This is a genomic window from Saccharothrix longispora, assembly GCF_031455225.1.
In the GTDB taxonomy this organism is placed as follows: Bacteria; Actinomycetota; Actinomycetes; order Mycobacteriales; family Pseudonocardiaceae; genus Actinosynnema; species Actinosynnema longispora.
Genome location: NZ_JAVDSG010000001.1, coordinates 1,453,507 through 1,472,416 on the forward strand (window position 1 = coordinate 1,453,507; position 18,910 = coordinate 1,472,416).

The 18,910-nt window shown below is 72.6% G+C and carries 17 protein-coding genes; 15 read left to right on the forward strand and 2 right to left on the reverse strand.

The window, feature by feature from the left end; genetic code table 11:
- Positions 1-89 precede the first annotated feature (89 nt).
- Complete coding sequence (locus J2S66_RS06490) at positions 90-299, forward strand: DUF2795 domain-containing protein (protein WP_310304960.1); 210 nt, start codon at positions 90-92, stop codon at positions 297-299.
- A gap of 81 nt (positions 300-380) precedes the next feature.
- Here J2S66_RS06490 and J2S66_RS06495 read toward each other — a convergent pair whose 3' ends face one another.
- On the reverse strand, positions 381-1,697 hold the full coding sequence (locus tag J2S66_RS06495; protein ID WP_310304962.1) for an NAD(P)/FAD-dependent oxidoreductase: 1,317 nt from the start codon (positions 1,695-1,697) through the stop codon (positions 381-383).
- A gap of 281 nt (positions 1,698-1,978) precedes the next feature.
- Here J2S66_RS06495 and J2S66_RS06500 point away from each other — a divergent pair, with 281 nt between their 5' ends.
- The 5 genes from J2S66_RS06500 (at position 1,979) to J2S66_RS06520 (ending at position 7,416) form a co-directional block, all read left to right on the forward strand.
- Positions 1,979-3,724: a glycoside hydrolase family 35 protein gene (locus tag J2S66_RS06500; RefSeq protein WP_310304965.1), complete on the forward strand. Its 1,746-nt coding sequence runs from the start codon at positions 1,979-1,981 to the stop codon at positions 3,722-3,724.
- Between the two features lie 43 nt (positions 3,725-3,767).
- A complete protein-coding gene (locus J2S66_RS06505) occupies positions 3,768-4,811 on the forward strand; it encodes a LacI family DNA-binding transcriptional regulator (protein WP_374726066.1) in 1,044 nt (347 codons plus the stop codon).
- A 94-nt stretch (positions 4,812-4,905) separates the two neighbouring features.
- Positions 4,906-5,208, forward strand: coding sequence for a DUF6403 family protein (locus tag J2S66_RS06510; RefSeq protein WP_310304968.1), 303 nt, complete (start codon positions 4,906-4,908; stop codon positions 5,206-5,208).
- The gene (locus J2S66_RS06515) at positions 5,201-6,532 is read left to right on the forward strand and encodes a hypothetical protein (RefSeq protein ID WP_310304970.1); all 1,332 of its coding nucleotides are present in this window, start codon (positions 5,201-5,203) and stop codon (positions 6,530-6,532) included. Before J2S66_RS06510 ends, J2S66_RS06515 begins: the two co-directional genes overlap by 8 nt.
- The gene (locus J2S66_RS06520; RefSeq protein ID WP_310304972.1) at positions 6,526-7,416 is read left to right on the forward strand and encodes a hypothetical protein; all 891 of its coding nucleotides are present in this window, start codon (positions 6,526-6,528) and stop codon (positions 7,414-7,416) included. Before J2S66_RS06515 ends, J2S66_RS06520 begins: the two co-directional genes overlap by 7 nt.
- A 63-nt stretch (positions 7,417-7,479) precedes the next feature.
- On the opposite strand, the gene J2S66_RS06525 is transcribed toward J2S66_RS06520, so the two are convergent.
- Complete coding sequence (locus J2S66_RS06525) at positions 7,480-7,998, reverse strand: hypothetical protein (RefSeq protein ID WP_310304974.1); 519 nt, start codon at positions 7,996-7,998, stop codon at positions 7,480-7,482.
- A gap of 543 nt (positions 7,999-8,541) precedes the next feature.
- On the opposite strand from J2S66_RS06525, the gene J2S66_RS06530 reads away from it, so the two are divergent.
- From J2S66_RS06530 to J2S66_RS06570, 9 genes are all read left to right on the forward strand, one after another.
- Positions 8,542-9,573: an FAD-dependent oxidoreductase gene (locus J2S66_RS06530; protein WP_310304976.1), complete on the forward strand. Its 1,032-nt coding sequence runs from the start codon at positions 8,542-8,544 to the stop codon at positions 9,571-9,573.
- A 324-nt stretch (positions 9,574-9,897) separates the two neighbouring features.
- Positions 9,898-11,223, forward strand: a complete 1,326-nt coding sequence (locus J2S66_RS06535) for a lysine N(6)-hydroxylase/L-ornithine N(5)-oxygenase family protein (RefSeq protein WP_310304978.1) — start codon at positions 9,898-9,900, stop codon at positions 11,221-11,223.
- Between the two features lie 28 nt (positions 11,224-11,251).
- Entirely contained in the window at positions 11,252-11,620 is a 369-nt protein-coding gene (locus tag J2S66_RS06540; RefSeq protein ID WP_306746130.1) for a cupin domain-containing protein, read from the forward strand.
- Positions 11,617-13,248: a class I tRNA ligase family protein gene (locus J2S66_RS06545; RefSeq protein ID WP_310304981.1), complete on the forward strand. Its 1,632-nt coding sequence runs from the start codon at positions 11,617-11,619 to the stop codon at positions 13,246-13,248. Before J2S66_RS06540 ends, J2S66_RS06545 begins: the two co-directional genes overlap by 4 nt.
- A gap of 12 nt (positions 13,249-13,260) precedes the next feature.
- On the forward strand, positions 13,261-14,502 hold the full coding sequence (locus tag J2S66_RS06550; RefSeq protein WP_310304983.1) for an ATP-grasp domain-containing protein: 1,242 nt from the start codon (positions 13,261-13,263) through the stop codon (positions 14,500-14,502).
- Positions 14,503-14,575: 73 nt separating this feature from the next.
- Entirely contained in the window at positions 14,576-15,409 is an 834-nt protein-coding gene (gene ddaH / locus J2S66_RS06555) for a dimethylargininase (RefSeq protein ID WP_344960252.1), read from the forward strand.
- The gene (locus J2S66_RS06560; protein WP_310304987.1) at positions 15,406-15,753 is read left to right on the forward strand and encodes an avidin-fold protein; all 348 of its coding nucleotides are present in this window, start codon (positions 15,406-15,408) and stop codon (positions 15,751-15,753) included. Before ddaH ends, J2S66_RS06560 begins: the two co-directional genes overlap by 4 nt.
- Before the next feature lie 18 nt (positions 15,754-15,771).
- The gene (locus tag J2S66_RS06565; RefSeq protein WP_310304990.1) at positions 15,772-17,583 is read left to right on the forward strand and encodes an ABC transporter substrate-binding protein; all 1,812 of its coding nucleotides are present in this window, start codon (positions 15,772-15,774) and stop codon (positions 17,581-17,583) included.
- Positions 17,583-18,887 carry a cation:proton antiporter gene (locus J2S66_RS06570; RefSeq protein ID WP_310304993.1) on the forward strand — a complete coding sequence of 435 codons (1,305 nt, stop codon included), beginning with the start codon at positions 17,583-17,585 and terminating at the stop codon, positions 18,885-18,887. Before J2S66_RS06565 ends, J2S66_RS06570 begins: the two co-directional genes overlap by 1 nt.
- Positions 18,888-18,910: the final 23 nt, after the last annotated feature.

Sequence of the window (18,910 nt, forward strand, 5' to 3'; positions counted from 1 at the left end):
GGCACATGATAATCATTACCGGTTAACCCTGGTTTCCAGGACCGCTGTTCGGGTAACCGCAGACGACGTCACCAGCGGAAAGAGGAGAGATGAGCGAGACCACCACCGTGGACAGGCTGCGCACGGCACTCGGCGACGTCGCCTATCCGGCGGCGAGGGACCAGTTGGCCGACCACGCGTCGCGCAACAACGCCGACGAGGACACCCTCCACGCGGTGCGCTCCCTGCCGGACGGCACGTACGGGTCCTTCGACGAGGTGGTCGATTCCGCCGCGCTGGACGAGAGCCGCGACGACTGACCGCCTCCCGGACACCGCGCCGCCCGTGCCGGGTGATCGGCACGGGCGGCGCGGTCTTCTCCGGCGCCCACCGGCGCCCGGTCACCCGTCGCGGCCCGCGGAGGTGAACGCCTCGCGCGGGTGCTCGACCGAGGCGAGCGAGACGATGTCCCGGCCGAACGCGGCCGCGGTGAGCCACACGGCCAGGACGCGCAGCTTGCGCTCCCGGCCGGGGATGGCGAGGACGTGGTAACCCCGGTGCGCCAACCAGGCGAGCGGACCGGTGACGACGATCCGCCGGTACTGGAAGATGCCCCGCCCCAGGCCGAGGGTGGCGACCGCGCCCAGGCTGCGGTGCGAGTAGGACCTGGTCGGTTCGCCGCGCAGCGCGGCGGCGATGTTGCGGGCCAGCAACCTGCCCTGGCGGTAGGCGTGCTGCGCGTTGGGCACCGTGCGCGCGCCCGGCACGTCCGACGCGAGGTCCGGCACGGCCGCGTCGTCGCCCGCGGCCCACGCGTCGGGGACCGGCTCGGCGTCGGTGCCCACCCGCAGGTCCGCACGCACCACCAGCAGCCCCTGCCCGTCCACCGGCAGGTCGGTGTGCCGCCGCACCACCGGGTTCGCGCCGTTGCCCGCGGTCCACACGACCAGGCCCGCGTCGAACGACTCGCCGGTCGACAGCACCACGTGACCGTCCACAGCGGACACGACCTGCGCGTTCAGGTGCACGTGCCCACCGCGCCGCTCCAGTTCGCGCACGACCCACCGCCCCGGCCGGTCGGTCACCTCGGGCAGGATGCGGTCGCGCGCCTCGACGAGGTGGAACGACACGTCGTCGGCGGTCAGCTCGGGGTAGCGCCCGAGCAGCGCCGCGCCCAGCGACAGCACCTCGCCGAACCCCTCGACGCCGGAGAACCCGCCGCCGACGAACACCGTGGTGAGCAGCGCGCGGCGCTCCGGTCCGGGCGGCAGGACCGCCGCGCGGTCGAACGCCGTCAGCAGCCGGTCGCGGATGGCCACCGCCTCCTCGACGTGCTTCATGCCGATCGCCCGCTCGGCGACGCCGGGGATCGGGAACGTCCGGGTGACCGCGCCGGCGGTGACCACGACGACGTCGTAGTCGAGCTCGAACTCCGGCCCGTCGACCGGTCGCACGGTGACCGCGCGCCTGGCGTGGTGGACCTCGGTGACCGTCCCGGCGACGACCCGCGTGCGGCGCAGGTGCCGGCGCAGCGACACCGCCGCGTGCCGGGCCTCCACCGACCCGGCGGCGACCTCGGGCAGGAACGGCTGGTAGGTCAGGTACGGGCGCGGGTCGACGACGGTCAGCTCCGCCTCGTCCGGCCGCAGCCGCTTCTCCAGCCCCCGCGCCGCGTAGAAGCCGGCGTACCCGCCGCCGATGATCAGGACCTTCCGCATGGTGACCCCTTCCTCCGGGCTCACCACGTGGACGAGACGGGTGGGGCGGGACGTGACAGCCGCGGAGGTGCCCTCCGCCACACCGCGTGATCGTCGGCACGGTGAAGTGACGACGATTCGACGCTGGACACCCGAGCGGACGCGGGCTAGCGTCCGCCTCTCGTGTTTGCGCAAACACCCACGCCTGCCCATCGCCGACGGGCACGACCCCGGGAGGACGACCATCACCGCCACCCCGCCACCCCCGTCGTGGAGCGTGCTCGACCTCGCGAGGACCGGCCGTGGCTGAGTTCACCATCGGCGAGCACGACTTCCTGCTGGACGGCGCGCCGTTCCGCGTCCTGTCCGGGGCGCTTCACTACTTCCGCGTGCACCCCGACCAGTGGGCCGACCGCATCGACAAGGCCCGACGCATGGGGCTCAACACCGTCGAGACCTACGTCCCGTGGAACGCGCACGCCCCCGAACCGGGTGTGTTCGACCTGTCCGGCGGCCTGGACCTCGACCGGTTCCTGCGCCTGGTCGCCGAAGCCGGCATGTACGCGATCGTGCGGCCCGGCCCGTACATCTGCGCCGAGTGGGACGGCGGCGGCCTGCCCGCGTGGCTGTTCCGCGATCCGACCGTGGGCGTGCGCCGCGCCGAACCGCGCTACCTGGACGCCGTGCGCGGCTACCTCGACCACGTCCACGCCGTCGTCGCACCGCACCAGGTGCACCGCGGCGGTCCCGTCCTGCTCGTCCAGGTCGAGAACGAGTACGGCGCGTTCGGCGACGACGAGGTCTACCTGAAGGCACTCGTCGAGCACACCCGCGCGGCCGGCATCACGGTGCCGCTGACCACCGTGGACCAGCCCACGGACGAGATGCTCGCCGCAGGCGGCCTGCCCGGCCTGCACCGGACCGCGTCGTTCGGGTCCCGCGTCGCCGAGCGGCTCGCCACCCTGCGCCGCCACCAGCCGACCGGCCCGCTGATGTGCTCGGAGTTCTGGAGCGGCTGGTTCGACCACTGGGGCGCGCACCACCACACCACGTCGGCGGAGGAGAGCGCGGCCGAGCTGGACGCCCTGCTCGCCGCCGGCGCGTCGGTCAACCTCTACGTGTTCCACGGCGGCACCAACTTCGGGACCACCAGCGGCGCCAACGACAAGGGCGTCTACCAGCCCACCACCACCTCCTACGACTACGACGCGCCGCTGGACGAGGCCGGGCACCCCACGGCCAAGTACCACGCGTTCCGCGAGGTGATCGCGCGCTACCACGACGTGCCCGGCGAACCGCCGCCGCCCGCGCCGCCCGCGCCGGTGTTCGACGCGCCGCTGCGCGACCCCGTGCGGCTGCTCGACGCGCCCGCGCTGTTCGGCGCGTGGGAGCGGCACGACGCCCTGCCGGTGTTCGACGAGCTGACCCCCGTGCCGCGGGTGGTGCTGCTGCGCACCGCGGTCGACGGTCCCGGCGTGCTGTGCTTCGGCGAGGTCCGCGACCGGGCGTCGGTGTTCCTCGACGGGCGGCCGGTCGGCGTCCTGCTGCGGGGCAACCACGAGCGCGCCCTCGGCCTGCCCGTCGGCGGCGAGCTGCTGGTCCTGGTGGAGGACGACGGGCGGGTCAACTACGGCCCGCGCCTCGGCGAGGCCAAAGGGCTCGTCGGCGGCGCGACCCTCGACGGCCGCCCGCTCACCGGTTGGGACGTGCTGCCGCTGGACGTGGCCGCGCCGCCCGCGATCCGCGTCGGTGACGGCGCCCCGCTGCCCGGACCGGTCGCCGGACCGGTGCTGCTGCACGCCGACCTCGCCGTCGACGAGCCCGCCGACCTGTTCCTCGACACCACCGGCTGGGGCAAGGGGATGGCCTGGTTCAACGGCTTCGCCCTCGGCCGGTACTGGTCGCGCGGTCCGCAGCGGACCCTCTACGTGCCCGCGCCCGTGGTCCGCGCCGGGCACAACGAGCTGGTCGTGCTCGAAACCGCCACCCCGACCCGCGCGACAGCGCGCTTCGCGGCGGGCCTGTCGTTGGGGCACACCGAGTCGTGACGGCTATGGTGGACGCCCGCACGGGGGCAGGAGGGAGGCGAGCGTGACGCGGACCCCGCCGCAGGACCCCGCCGCGCCCCGTCGTCGGCGCGGCGTGTCCATGGCCGACGTCGCCCGCCTCGCCGGGGTGTCGGCGCAGACGGTCTCCCGCGTGTCCAACGGCCACCCGAGCGTCGTCGGCACCACCCGGCAGCACGTCCTGGACGCCATGCGGCAGCTGGGCTACCGGCCCAACAGCGCGGCCCGCGCGCTGAAGTACGGCGAGTTCCGCACCATCGGCGTCATCCTGTTCACGCTGTCCACGGTCGGCAACAGCCGGACGCTGGAGGCCATCGTCGAGCACGCCGCCGAGGAGGGCTACGCGATCACGCTGATCCCGGTCGCGGTGCCCACCCAGGACGGCGTGCTCGGCGCGTTCACCCGGCTCGGCGAGCTGGCGGTCGACGCGGTGATCGTCATCATGGAGGTGCACCTGCTCGACGCGGCCACGGTCACCCTGCCGCCCGGCGTGCAGGTCGTGGTCGTGGACTCCAACGGCGGCGACCGGTACAGCGTCGTGGACACCGACCAGGGCGACGGCGCGCGGCAGGCCGTGCGGCACCTGCTCGACCTCGGGCACCGCACGGTGTGGCACGTCGCGGGGCCGGAGGGGTCCTTCGCCGCCGAACGACGGGCCGAGGCGTGGCGCGGGGTGCTGGCGGAGGCCGGGCGCCCGGTGCCCCCGCTGTCCCGGGGCGACTGGTCGGCCGAGTCCGGCTACCGGACCGGGCTGGCGCTGGCCGACGACCCGGCGTGCACGGCGGTGTTCGCGGCGAACGACCAGATGGCGCTGGGGCTGCTGCGCGCGTTCCACGAGCGGGGCCGGACCGTGCCGGGCGACGTGAGCGTGGTCGGGTTCGACGACATCCCGGACTCGACGTCCTTCATCCCGCCCCTGACCACGGTGCACCAGGACTTCACCGAGGTGGGGCGGCGGTGCGTGGAGCAGGTGCTGCGGCAGGTGCGCGAGCAGCACGTGGAACCGGGGACGAGCCTGGTGCCGACGCGCCTGGTCGTGCGCGCCAGCACCGCGGCCCCGCCCGGGTGAGACCCTTGTCGGTCGAACGACCCCTTCCGCCGGGCCGGGCCGACCGCCAGGCTTGCGCGCGAGGGCGCGACGGTCGGCTGGAGTGGTGCGGCGCATGTGGACGGTGTGGGTGCTCGGGGGTGTCGTCCTCGTCGCAGCCGGGGCCGCCTCGGCGCTGGCGCCCCGCCTGCGCGCCCGCGACGTGGAGCGGCGGCGTGCGTGGTCGTCCGCGCGGGCCGCGATCGACGCCGCCTCGGTGAGCCGCGACGCCTCGCCGGTCCGGGTCGAGGAGGCCGAACGGTTGCTGACCCGCGCCGAGACCGTCGCCGCCGACCGCGGCGGGGCGGACGCCGCCTCCTCCGCCCAGGCCGACGCCCGCCGCGCCGACCTGCTGTGGCGGGAGGCCGCCGGTGGCTGAGCGCACGCGCGACCTGCTGCGCTGGGCGTTCCTGGCCGCGGCGGCCGTCCTGCTGGTGGTGTTCCTGGTGGCCCAGCGCCAGAGCGTCGACGTCAGCTACGGGCAGTCGCCGTCCCGCCCCGGCATCGAGGAGGGCTCGGCGGGGGAGTTGAGCACCGCGACCGTCCCGTCGGTCGAGGAGATGACGGCCATGGTGGCGGACGACGAGGTCGTGCGGCTGCCGGGCTCGATCGCCACCTGGGACGAGCGCGCGGTGCGGGACGCCATCGGCGACGCCGACGTGCGCGTGCTCGTCGCCCCGCCCGGCCTGGACGAAGCCGAGCGGGACCGGGTGAACGACGTCGGGAACGCCACCGTCACGATCGTCGGCACCCACGTGACCGGCGACGGGTACGCGGCCGCCGCCGACCGCACCTCCGAGTGGCGCGCCCAGTTCGCCACCGGCGACGTGACCCACCTGCTGCTCAGCCTCGTCGCCGCGATCCGCGACCAGCCGACGCCCGACGTCCCGGACACCGTCACGTGGCGCGAACCGACGGCGGCCGAGGTCGACGCGGTGGCGGCCGACCTGGCGGCCGACGGGCTGCACGTCGCCGACGGCGCGACGCTGGAGCGGGTGCCCGAGTCGTCGGCGTTCCCCGACGGGGACGCCCTGTACGCGGCGCTGCCCCGGCAGGAGGCCGGCGCCCCCGTGCCGCGCTACGGACCGGCGCTGACCGCTCGGTTCCCGGACCGGCCCGTCGTGGTCCTCTACGGCGACTGGGTCGAGTACGACGGCCCGCACGCGGCGCAGTTCGCCGACGTGGCGGCGGCGACCCTCTACGGCCAGCTCGGTGAACGCCTCGGCAAGTACGCGTACCCGCAGCGCGCCGTGCTCGGCGCGTGGCTGGCCCGGGTGACCGACATCCGTTACGCGGGGCTGTTCGACCGACCCCTGCCGTACGTGCCGTTCGACCCGCTGCGGGTGGCGCTGCCCGCGCTGCCGTGGCTGTTCGGGGCGTGCGTCGCGGTGTTCCTGGTGCTGTCCGCGCGGTCCGCGCGCGGTCGCGCCGACCGGCCGAAACCGGCCGCGCCGGGTCGCCTCGCCCGCCTGACCGCCCTGGCGATCGAGGTGTCGGGCCTGACCGACGGGAGGAGCGACCCCGCCCTCACCCGCGGCATCGGTGCCCTGCGCGCGGCCGGGGACGCGCTCGCCGAGGACCTGCCCGACGCGCACGTCCGGTCGCTGCTGGACACCGCCGAGGCCGAGTTCGACGAGGTGGCCCGCCACCTGGGCCGCCCCGACTACCGCCCGCGCGCCTACACCGGGGGCGGCACGTGGTGAAGCGGCTGACCACCCCGTTCGGCCTGGCCCTCCTCGGCTGCCTGCTGCTCGCGGGCTGGGCGACGTGGACCGGCGGTGCGTTCGACGGTCCCATCGCCCGCGACGTGCGGGGCTCGTCGGTGTACGCCGCACCGGGCGTCGACCTCGACGAGGCCGCCGCCGAACGCGTCCTCGGCAACCGCAGGCTCGTCGTGGTGTTCCTGGAACCGGGCGCGGAGGACCTGCGTTCGGCGTGCCGCGCCGTGGACGGCGCCGCCGAGGGCACCGTGGTGCTCGTGCTCAGCCGCGAGGGCGTCGACGGCGACGACTACGACCGCTACGGCTGCGCCCTGCTGCCGGGGAGCGACGACGAGAACTTCGGCAAGGCCGTCGTGGCCGAGATGACCATCGCCCGCGGCGTCGACCAGTTCCCCGACCGGCCGCTGGAGGCGCTGAAGGTCGTCGCCGTCAACTACGACCTGCTGGTGCGGGCGGGCACCGTGCCCGACGGCGCGCGGGTCGTCAGCCCGTCCCTTCCCCGCTACCTGATCGCGGGCGCCGCGCTCGCCGGCGTGGTCGTCGGCGCGGCGGGCCTGTACTTCGGAGCACGCCGGGCGGGCACGGCATTCGCGGACCTCGGCGCGCGCCGTGCCGCCGACACCGACACCCGCACCGCCCTGAACGCGGCGTCCGCCGTGCTGGCGCGGCAGATCGTCGCCCTGGACCGCGACCACCCCGGCCGCGCGCCCGACGAGCACCGGCGCCTGGTCGCCGACTACGCCCGCCTGATGGCGTCCGCGGAACAGGACCCGGCCACCCTGCTGCCACAGGTGGAGCGGCTGAGCCGGCGGTGCGCCCGGCTCGCCGACGCCCGGCGGGAAGCACGCGCCGCGAAACCCCTGTGACGCGGCCCTTCGACCGCCGCCACCCGATCGGGCAACCGCGTCCCGGTCGGGTGGCGGGCACCGCTACACGGTCCCGTTGAACCGGTCGGCCAGGTAGGCGGCCTTGGCCTCGTCGTCCCGCGCCGAGTAGAGGAAGCGCGTCCACGCCTGGCGTTCGTGCAGGACCGCACCCATCTCCCACACGCAGATGACCTCCATGTGGGTGCCCTGCTCCAAACGGCGGAACTGCTCGTGCTCGGTGGTCTCCCGGTAGTAGACCGTCTGCCACATCTCGTTGTTGTAGCGCCACGTGCAGGCGATGAGGAAGTGGAACGACTCGCCGCAGAGGTGGTGGATCGCGAACCCCAGCTCGCCGGAGATCCGCAGGTTGCCGGCCGCCACCTCGGCGCGCAGGAACTCCTCGCCCTGCGCGCGCACGACCGGGTCCACGACGGCGTCGGGCTTGCGCACCTCGTACCACTTGAGGTGGGCGTCGGGCAGGACCACGTCGTGCTCGGGCAGGGCGACGACTTCCTTGGGGTAGTGGCGGTAGTCGTCATCGACGCTGGACAGCTCGGCCAGGTGGGTCAGGTTCATCGTCACGACACGGGATCGTAGGGCCGGACGGCCAGGTGGTGTGCCGTGCCGCGAAACCCGGTGCACCGTAATTGGTCGCTCACGGTCGGCTAACGCCCGGTTGGCCGTTGTTCGGCGCGCCGGCGCGAGGTTAGCCTCCTCCGGGTTTGCGCCACCGGGACGACTGCCGACGTGGTGCCCCGGTCGGGTCTTCGAATGGTCCGGCCGATTTTCGGGTCGGCCGGGCCGTCCTCGTTCCGGGTGTATCCCACTTCCCGCGCGCACCTCTTCTCTGGTGTGCGCACGTCGGCCCATGACGGCCCATAGGACTTGTTGATGGGCTCGTCGTCGACAGTCGGGGAAGATCGTTGACTTTGTTCGGGGTGTGCCTACGATCTGCTTACTCAAGGAGGGGGAGCGGTGCATGTGCAGTTTGTCTGACCTTGAAACGGTGTTTTGGGGATCATTATCCGGCTACCGTGACCGGACGATCACCCAGAGTTTCAGGAGCGGTTGGAAAATGCGTCGCCGGGTCTCGGCGGCGGTGCCCCGCGGGACCGGCGACCCGAGGTGAGGGTCGGGGTGGTCGGCGGGGGCCTGGCGGGGGCGCTGCTGGCCTGGCGGTTGCGGGAGGCCTCCGACCGGCTGCGGGTGGAGGTCCTGACCGGTGGGCGGGGGACCGCGGACGCTTCCGCTGTGTCGGGTGGCCTGGTGCGCGGCTTCGAGCCCGATCCGGACGCGGGGGCGGTGGCGGCGGAGAGCCTCGCCGAGCTGCGCGCCGACGCCCGGCTGCGGGACTGGAGCGGTTACCGGGAGATCGGCTCGCTGTACGTGCTCTCGGACGACGTCGACCCGGCGCGGTCCGTGCAGGTCTTGGGGGAACGGCTGCCGGGCTCGGCGGAACTCGTCGGCGCGGCCCGCCTGCGGCGCGACTACGGCCTGCGCGGGGTGCGGGAGGACGCGGTCGGCGTGGTCGAGCGCCACGCGGGCTACCTGTCGCCGGACCGGCTCCGGGGCAAGGCCCTGGACTGGTCCGCCGACCACGGCGTCGAGGTGGTGCGGACCGGTGTCGCCTCGGTGCGGGACGGGCCGGCGGTGCGGACGTCGGACGGCGCCGAGCGGTGCTACGACGTGCTGGTCGTGGCGGCCGGCGCGTGGACGCCCCGGCTGGTCGAGCACGGGGGGACGTTGCGCACCAAGCAGATCCAGTACGGCGTCTACCGCATCCCGCTGCCGGGGCTGGGTTCGTTCGTGGACGACGACACCGGTTTGTACGGCAGGCCGTGGGGCGCGGGCACGTTCCTGCTCGGCCTGGGCTGCGACCGGTGGGACGTCGCGCCGGAGGCGGTGCGGCCCGATCCGGCGCTGGTCGGCCGGGTGCTCGACGTCGCCCGGGACAGGTTGGGCGTCACCGCCCGCGACCCGGTGCCGGAACGCGTGGTGGCGTCGTTCGACTGCTACGGCCCGCCTGCCGGTCTGCGGCTCCGCCCGGTGCGAGGGCGGCCCGGTGTGTTCACCTTCACCGGGGGCAGCGGTGGCGCGGTGAAAACGATCGTCGCGGCCAGCCGGAGTGCGGCGAGTGACCTCTTGAACACCCTCTGAATTTTCTGAAGGACTTTCTCGTCCTGTCCGTGGAAAAGCCGTACCGGCTCGCGGGCCGATTAGGGCTGCCCGAAAAACCGGTGACCGGGCGGATAGGCTTTTCCTATCGACCCGATTCCGGGGCACCACAAAATCCTTGTGCCGGGCTGCCGGAGCATTTACGTTCCACCGGCAAGCCGAAACGGCTGTCACCGACTTCCTGGCGCGGGAACATTTCCCGCCGCCGGCGGACCGGGCGAATCCCTCCCTACCGAGATTTTCTGCCGGTCTGCCCCGTGGTGGTGTCGCCATCGCGCCGCCACCCCCTTCGAGTCTGGGAGAAACGTGTTGGACCACCAGGATGTAGAGCTGCTGGCGATCGGTGCGGGGCCCGCCAACCTCGCGCTGGCCGTGGCGCTGGAGGAACTGGCCCCCGACCTCGCCGCCCGCTCGTTGATCGTCGAGCAGTACGAGGACGTCGCCTGGCAGCGGGGGATGCTGCTGCCCTGGTCGCAGAGCCAGGTGTCCTTCCTCAAGGACCTCGTGACCCTGCGCAACCCGCGCAGCGAGTTCTCCTTCGTCAACTACCTGCACTCGATCGGCAGGCTGGACGAGTTCATCAACCTCGGCACCTTCACCCCCTACCGGCTGGAGATCTCCGACTACCTGAGCTGGGTCGCCCGGTCGCTGACCGCGGTGCGGATCCAGCACGGCCGCCGGGTCGTCGCGGTCGAGCCGGGTGACGTGGTGGCGGGCGAGGTCGTCGGCTGGCTGGTGCGGTTCGCCGACGGTGGCACCGTGCGGTGCCGGGACCTGGTCGTCGGCGCGGGCCGCGACCCCCACGTGCCGGTGGCGTTCGCCGGGCTGCCCCGGGAACGGGTCATCCACAGCACCGAGTTCCTCGGGCGCTTCGCCGAGCTCGACCCCGAGGCCGGGCACCGGATCGTGGTCGTGGGCGGCGCGCAGAGCGCGGCGGAGATGCTGTGGACCTCCCACCAGGCCCTGCCCAACGCCCAGGTGACCATGGTGATGCGGTCCATCGGGCTCAACGGCTACGAGAGCAGCAAGTTCACCAACGAGCTGTTCTACCCGTCGTTCGTGGACACCTTCCACGCCGCGCAGCCGGCGGCCCGCGAGCAGCTGCTCGCGGAGATGCACCGGACCAACTACTCCGGCCTCGCACCGTCCACGTTGGAGAACCTCTACCGGACGATGTACCTGGAGAAGCTGACCGGCACCCAGCGCATGCACATGATCCCCATGGCCGAGGTGGCCGGCGCCCGGCTGGACGGCGACGAGGTCGTGCTGACCCTGGTCGACCGCAAGTCGGGGGAGCCCGAGCAGCTGCGGTGCGACGTCGTGATGCTCGGCACCGGCTTCGCCAAGCAGCAGCCCGCGCTGACCCGGTCGCTGGCCGCCACCATCGGCGTCGAGGAGTTCACCGTCACGCGCAACTACCGGATGGCCCTGCCCGGCACGGTGTCCGCCCGGGTCTACCTCCAGGGCGTCAACGAGGCCACGCACGGCATCGCCGACTCGCTGATCAGCGTGCTCGCCATCCGCGCGGCCGAGATCGTCGAAGACCTGCTGGCCGGTCGGGCGGGGTCCGAGCCGGACAGCCGTCCGCGTTCGGACGCCGACCTGATCGCCAGCGTCCCCCACCTCGCCTGAACCACTTCCGCACGGAGGAACGACAGCCATGATGGAGATCCGCAAGCTCGACCGCGAGCACCTGAAGCCGGACAACGGCCTGGTCGCCCAGAGGCTGATGCCCTGGTCGCTGGTGAACGCGCCGTTCGAGGGGTCGTGGTGCGTGGTGCGCCCGGGAGCCGAGTCCGGCGCGCACGGCCACCACGAGTACGAGATCTGGGTCGCCATGTCCGGCGAGTCCCACATCGTCACCGACGACGGCGAGACGCCGTTCGTGGCGGGTGACGTCGTCCACTTCACCCCGAACGAGCGGCACCAGGTGGTCAACCGGGGCGACGGGGACTTCGAGTTCTACGCGATCTGGTGGGACGCCGACATGACCGAGAAGTTCGCCGCCCGCCACCGGGAATCCGCGTGACCGGCCGGACCCGGCCGGCGATAGTCATCGCGGCGACGCCGACGTCGAACGGGGACCTGCACGTCGGCCACATGGCCGGCCCGTACCTGTCCGGCGACGTCTACGCCCGCTACCTGCGGGCGGACGGCCGCCCGGTGATCTACACGACCTGCACCGACGACAGCCAGAGCTACGTCGTCTCCACCGCGCACCGCCGGGGCACCACGCCCGAGGAACTGGTGGAGACGTCCACGGCGAAGATCGAGCGGTCGCTGGAGGCGATGGGCACGCTCATGGTCGGCCTGCCGCCGATCGACGACCGCTATCGCCGCACGGTGCTCGACTACGTGACCGACCTGCACGCGGCGGACCGGTTCCGGCTGCGGACCGTGCGCCTGCCCTACGCCAAGAACGCGGGCCGGTTCCTCTACGACGGCCTCGTCTCCGGCACCTGCCCGGTGTGCATGGCGGGCAGCTGCGGCGGCGCGTGCGAGAACTGCGGGCACCCCAACAACTTCGACGAGCTGATCGATCCGAAGTACACGATCGACCCGACCGACCCCGTGGTCTACCGGGAGCAGACGATCCTCGTGCTGCCGATGGAGGAGTACCGCGACCGGCTCACCAGCTACTACGCCTCCCGCACGCCGCGCTGGCGCCCGCACGCCAAGCAGCTGATCGGCGAACTGCTCGCCCGGCCGCTGCCGGACGTCCCGGTCACGTTCCCCGGCACCTGGGGCATCGCGGCGCCGTTCCCCGAGACGCCAGGCCAGATCCTCTACCCGTGGATCGAGGGGATGCCCGCGGCCATGTACAGCACGTGGTGGAGCGCCAACCAGCTCGGCGAGGGCGGCGGCGACACCGACCACCACTGGCGTGCCGAGCGCGACGCGGAGCTGGTCTACTTCCACGGCTTCGACAACGTCTACCACTGGGGTCTGGTCGACCTGGTGATGCTGCTCGCCCACGGCGACCGGTACGTCACCCCGGAGAGCAACGTCTGCAACGAGTTCTACGACCTGGACGGCGAGAAGTTCTCCACCAGTCGCAACCACCTGATCTGGAGCGCGGACCTGCTCGCCGAGGTGCCGCGCGACCTCGTGCGCTTCTTCCTCGCGCTGACCGCGCCGGAGTACCAGCGCACCAACTTCAGCCGCGACGCCCTGCACGCCGTCACCACGCGGCGGCTGGTGGAGCCGTGGAACGAGCTGGCCGAAGCCGTGTCCCTGGCCCTGGTCGGCGTGGACGCCTCGGCGCCGCTGCGCACCACCGAGGACGGCAGGCACCGCGCGGCGGCCATGATGGAACGCTTCCGGCTCTGCTACGAGCTGCCCAACTTCAGCCTGGGCCGGGCGGCGGAGACCGTCATCACCCAGCTCGGCCGGCTGCGCGCGCTGGCCCGGTCGGTGGACGGCAGGCGCAACGGGCACTCGCCGGTGCCGCCCGGCGACCTGCTGCTGGAGACCCGCACCCTGCTCGCGTGCGCCGCACCGATCCTGATCGACGTCGCGGACGCGCTGCTCGCCGAGGGCGTGGACCTGGCCCTGGCGTCGGCGAGGGCCGAGTCCGTGCCCGCGTTCCGGTTCCCGCCGCTGCCCTCCACCACCACGCCGACCGGGCTCTCGCCCGCGCTCGACGGCGCCCGATAGGAGGCAACCGCCGTGAAACTGCTGACCGTGGAAACCCGCCAGTACCTCCAGTACTACCACTCGCGCTACGAGCAGGTGGAGGCGCTCGGCGTCGAGCTGTACGTGCTCAACGGCGAGGGCACCGAGGACTTCTGGCCCGCCGACCGCTACCGGCTGGTCGGCACCAAGGACATCGGCGACATGATCGCCGTCGCCAAGGAGTGGCACGCGGCCGAGGACTTCGCCGGTGTCATCACCTTCTCCGAGGCGGCGGTGGTGGCGGTCGCCACGATCGCCGAGGCGCTCGGCCTGCCCGGCATCGGCGTCGAGGCGGCGCTCAACAGCCGCAACAAGCTGCTCATGCGCGAGGCCCACGAGGCGGCGGGCGCGCCGATCCCGCGCTTCCGCTACGTCACCGGACTGGAGCAGGCGCAGGAGGCGGCACGGGAGTTCGGCTACCCGGTGATCATCAAGCCGACCCTCGGCGCGGGCAGCCACTTCGTGTTCAAGTGCGACGACGAGGCCGAACTCGTCGAGCACCACGAGCAGGCCGCCGCGGGCATCCGGGAGCTGTTCTGGGCGAACTCCGAGGCCGACGGCGTCGACCTCGGGCCCAACGGGCTGCTCGTCGAGTCGTTCCTGGACGGCAAGGAGTACCTGATGGAGGCCGTCTCGTGGGACGGCGAGCTCTACCTCGGATCGGTGGTCGACCGGATCACCGCCGAGGGCGGCACCTTCGACGACGACGTGCACCACGCGCCGACGTCGATGAGCCCGGAGGACCTGGCCGCCGTGCACGAGGTCGTCAAGGCGGGCGCGCTGGCGCAGGGGTTGCGGCGCAGCGCCATGCACGCCGAGGTCCGCTTCCACGGGGGCAAGCCGTACCTGCTGGAGATCGCGGCCCGGGTGGGCGGCGGCGGCCTGGACATGATCGCCAGGATCACCGCCGACCACGACCCCATCGCGGCCGTCGTCGACATCGCGGCCGGGAAGCGGCCGGACGTGCGGCACTTCCAGCCGACCGGCACGCACACCGCGTCCATGTGCCTGATCTCCGCGGCGGGTGTGGTCGACCGGGTGGACGTGCCGGCGGAGGTGAGCGGGTCGGAGCGGGTGTTCCTGCTCAAGATCACCGCCCGACCCGGCGACGTGGTCAAGCGCCCGCCGGACGGCAACACCATCGTCGGTTTCCTCGGCACCACGGGATCGTCCGAACAGGACGCGCTCGCGCTGATGGAGGAGTACGCCTCGAAGATCGAGGTCTCCTTCCGCTAGGCCCGCCCCGGCACCCGGCGCCGCGTCACATGCGGCGCCGGGCCCGACGACCGTCCACCACGAGAGGACACCCGTGCCGCAGCAGACCGACGCCCGAGTGGCGCGCCCCCGGCGGTTTCTCATGTGCCGGCCCAGCCACTTCGACGTCACCTATTCCATCAACCCGTGGATGCGGCCGGACAAGCCGACCGACAACGGGATCGCGGTGCTCCAGTGGGAGCGACTGCGCAACCTCTACCTCGGCCTCGGGCACCAGGTGGAGCTGATCGACCCGCTGCCCGGCCTGCCGGACATGGTGTTCGCCGCCAACGGCGCGACGGTCGTGGACGGCCGGGTCCTCTCCGCGCGGTTCCGCCACCCGGAGCGCGGACCTGAGGGCCCGGCGTACCTGGAGTGGTTCCGCGCCAGGGGCTACGCGACCCGCGAGGCGGAGTTCGTCAACGAGGGCGAGGGCGACTACCTCGTGGTCGGCCGCAGGCTGCTGGCGGGCACGGGTTTCCGCACCGACCGGCGGTCGCACGCGGAGGCGGCCGACCACCTCGGCCGCGAGGTCGTGCCGCTGGAGCTGGTGGACCCGCGCTTCTACCACCTCGACACCGCACTCGCGGTGCTCGACGACGACGAGATCATGTACTACCCCGAGGCGTTCTCGGCGCGCAGCCGGGCGGTGCTGGGCGAGCTGTACCCGGACGCCCTGCTGGCCACCGACCACGACGCCGAGGTCTTCGGCCTGAACGCGGTCTCCGACGGCAAGCACGTGCTGCTCGCCCAGGAGGCCGACCACCTGATCCGGGAGCTGGTCCACCGGGGGTTCACCCCCATCGGCGTCGACCTCTCCGAACTGCTCAAATCCGGCGGCAGCGCCAAGTGCTGCACGCTCGAACTCCGTGGGGAGCCACGAAAGTGATCAACTACGACGGCAAGAGGTTCCGGCCGGTCGCCGACGGCGCGCCCGAGGAGAGCCGGGTCGCGGTCTACCACCAGGACGGCGACCTGCTGTGGGGCGAGTTCCTGGGCGGCCGGGCGCGCCGCGGCGCGCTCACCGGGACCGCCGGGCCCGACGGCTCGCTGGACTTCGCCTACTGCATGGTGCTCGACGACGGACAGGTGATCTCCGGGCACTGCCGCAGCACCCCGAACGTGCTCGACGACGGCCGCATCCGGCTGGACGAGGTGTGGCAGCGCTTCGGCGCGCACGCGTCCAGCGGCGTGTCCGTGATCGAGGAGATCCCCGTTGCGCAAGCCGGCTGACCCGAGGACACCACTGAGATGACATCCGCCAGCACCATCACCGCCCCCACCGAAGGCGAACCCCGCAAGGGCGGCGTGGTCACCTGGGCGTGCGCGCCCGGCTTCCCACCCGCCGTGATCTTCCCGTTCACCCCGGCCGAGCGCATGGGCACCCGCAACATCCTGGAGTTCCAGGCGCTGATGTACCGGACGCTGTACTACTTCGGCAGCGACGGCACCCCGGACGTCGACTACGCGCAGAGCATCGGCGAGCAGCCGGAGTGGAGCGAGGACGGGCTCACCGTCACCATCAGGATCAAGCCGTGGAAGTGGTCCGACGGCGAGACGATCTGCGCCGACAACGTCCTGTTCTGGGTCAACCTGATGAAGGTCAAGGGCGCGCGGTACGGCGAGTACGTGCCGGGCTACTTCCCCGACAACCTGACGTCGTACGGCAAGCGCGCCGAGGACGAGGTGTACTTCACCTTCGACCGGGTGTACTCCCGGCACTGGGTGCTCTACAACCAGCTCAGCACCATCACGCCGCTGCCGAGGGCCTGGGACCGCACGGAGGCCGGACCGGCCGACGCCTCCGGTGGCCTCGCCGACGTGGAAGCCGTCTACGAGTACCTGATGGCGCAGCAGGGCGACATCGTGGACGAGGGCAACGAGCACCGCACCCGGTGGGCCGACAGCCCGGTCTGGAGCATCGTCAGCGGGCCCTGGCGGCTCAAGAGCTACACCCTCGAAGGCGTCGTCACGTTCGTGCCCAACGAGCACTACTCCGGTCCGAACAAGCCGTACCTGGACGAATTCCGCCAGGTGCCGACGTTCTCCGACGAGGAGCAGTACCGGATGCTCCAGGCCGGACCCGACGCAGACAACGGCATCCAGGTCGGCTACCTGCCGCTGAGCTTCGCCACCGAACCCGCGGTCGACCCGGTCGTCGGCGGACCGAACCCGCTGGCGGGCCAGTACACCATGTACCCGCAGACGGCGTTCTGCATCCGGTACATCTCGCTCAACTACAACAACCCGACCGTGGTCGGGAAGATGTTCGCGCAGACCTACATCCGGCAGGCGTTGCAGAGCGTGCTGGACCAGGACACCGCGGTGCGGGACGTCTACCAGGGCTACGCCTACCGGCAGAACGGCCCGGTGCCGATGTACCCGCGGACGGAGTACGTCTCGCCCCGCCAGCGCGAGGGGGCGTGGCCGCTGCCGTTCGACCCGCGGCACGCCAAGGAGCTGCTGGAGGCCAACGGCTGGGACACCAGCCGGACGCCGGCCGTGTGCGTGCGGCCGGGCACCGGCCCCGGCGAGGCGGGGGCGGGCATCCCGGAGGGCACGGAGCTGTCCATCCTGATGCGCTACGTCGAGGGCCGCCCCGCCCTGACCCGGGTGATGGAGGGCTTCCGCGACGCCGCCGCCGAGGCGGGCATCGAGCTGCGGCTCCAGGAGGTCTACGGCTCGGTCCTGGTCGCCGAGGACGCGCCGTGCACGCCCTCGGACCGGACCCCCTGCCTGTGGGAGATGTGCTGCTGGAACGGCGGGTGGGCCTACCACCACCCGACCGGCGAGATCCTGTTCTCCACCGGCGCCGGCGGCAACTTCGGCTTCTACACCGACCCGAAGGCCGACGAGCTGATCGACCGCACGGTCACCAGCGACGACCTGGAGGTGCTGTACGAGTACCAGGACTACATCGCCGAGCAGGTCCCGGTGATCTTCACGCCGAACTTCCCGATCCGGCTGTTCGAGGTCGCGGACTCCCTGCGCGGGTTCGGACCGGTCAACCCGTACGGGATGATCAACCCGGAGAACTGGTACTACGTGGAGGAGCAGCGCTGATGCTCCTCGCCGCCGCGCCGCCGAGCCCCATCGGCGCACACCCGATGCTGGTGTTCCTGCTCCAGGTCGCCGTGCTGCTCGGTGTCGCCTTCGCGCTGGGCCGGCTCGCGACGCGGTTCGGGATGCCCGCGGTGGTGGGTGAGCTCACCGCGGGCATCCTGCTCGGCCCGTCGCTGCTCGCCGTCGTGGCACCGGGCTTCTCGGCCTGGCTGTTCCCGGTCGACGAGGGGCAGCTGCACCTGCTCGACGCGGTCGGGCAGCTCGGCGTGCTGCTGCTCGTCGGGCTCTCCGGTGCGCACATCGACCTCCGGTTCGCCCGCCGGCGCCTCGGCCTGGTGGCGGGGGTGAGCGCGGGCGGCCTGCTGCTCCCCCTCGGCCTCGGGGTCGGGGCGGGGATGGTGCTCCCCGCCGCGATGATCGGTGAGGGCGCCGCCCGCCCGGTGTTCGCGCTGTTCATCGGCGTCGCGATCTGCGTCAGCGCCATCCCGGTGATCGCCAAGGTGCTGCTGGAGATGAACCTGATGCACCGCGACATCGGCCAGCTGACCATGACCGCGGCCGGGTTGGACGACATCGCCGGGTGGTCGCTGCTGGCCGTGTGCGCCGGCATGGCGGCCGGCGGGTTGAGCGCGGGGAGCGTGGCGCTCACGGTCGGCTCCCTCGTCGCGGTCGCCCTGGTCGCGGTGGTGGTGGGCAGGCCGGTGGTCACGCTCGTGCTGAGGCTCGCTTCCCGGTCGGCCGAGCCCGGCGTGACGGTGACCGCCGTCGTGGTGCTGGTCGTCGCGTCGTCGGCCGGGACCCACGCCCTGCACCTGGAGCCGATCCTGGGCGCGTTCGTCTGCGGCCTGCTGATCAGCTGGTCGGGGGTGCTGGACCGGGCGAAGCTGACACCGCTGCGGACGGTCGTGATGTCCGTCCTCGCGCCGTTGTTCTTCGCCACCGCCGGTCTGCGCATGGACCTCACCGCCCTGCGGCAACCGGCGGTGCTCGGCGCGGCGGCACTGGTCCTGCTGCTCGCCGTGATCGGCAAGTTCGCCGGCGCCTACCTGGGGGCCCGCGCCGGCGGCCTGGACCACTGGGAGGGGCTGGCCCTGGGCGCCGGGCTCAACGCGCGCGGCGTCATCGGCGTCATCGTCGCGATGGTCGGCCTGCGCCTGGGGGTCTTGACGACCGGGACCTACACGGTCGTCGTGCTGGTCGCCGTGGTGACGTCGCTGATGGCGCCGCCGACCCTGCGGTACGCGGTCAGGCGCATCGCGGTCACGGACGAGGAACGCGAGCGCGAACGGGCGTTCAGCGGCTGACCCCCGCACCACAACCACACCCT

Excerpts from the sequence above, each read along its gene's own strand:
- J2S66_RS06490 (WP_310304960.1), top strand. The coding sequence starts at position 90 with ATGAGCGAGACCACCACCGTGGACAGGCTGCGCACGGCACTCGGCGAC.
- J2S66_RS06495 (WP_310304962.1), bottom strand. The coding sequence starts at position 1,697 with ATGCGGAAGGTCCTGATCATCGGCGGCGGGTACGCCGGCTTCTACGCG.
- J2S66_RS06510 (WP_310304968.1), top strand. The coding sequence starts at position 4,906 with ATGTGGACGGTGTGGGTGCTCGGGGGTGTCGTCCTCGTCGCAGCCGGG.
- J2S66_RS06540 (WP_306746130.1), top strand. The coding sequence starts at position 11,252 with ATGATGGAGATCCGCAAGCTCGACCGCGAGCACCTGAAGCCGGACAAC.
- J2S66_RS06565 (WP_310304990.1), top strand. The coding sequence starts at position 15,772 with ATGACATCCGCCAGCACCATCACCGCCCCCACCGAAGGCGAACCCCGC.
- J2S66_RS06570 (WP_310304993.1), top strand. The coding sequence starts at position 17,583 with ATGCTCCTCGCCGCCGCGCCGCCGAGCCCCATCGGCGCACACCCGATG.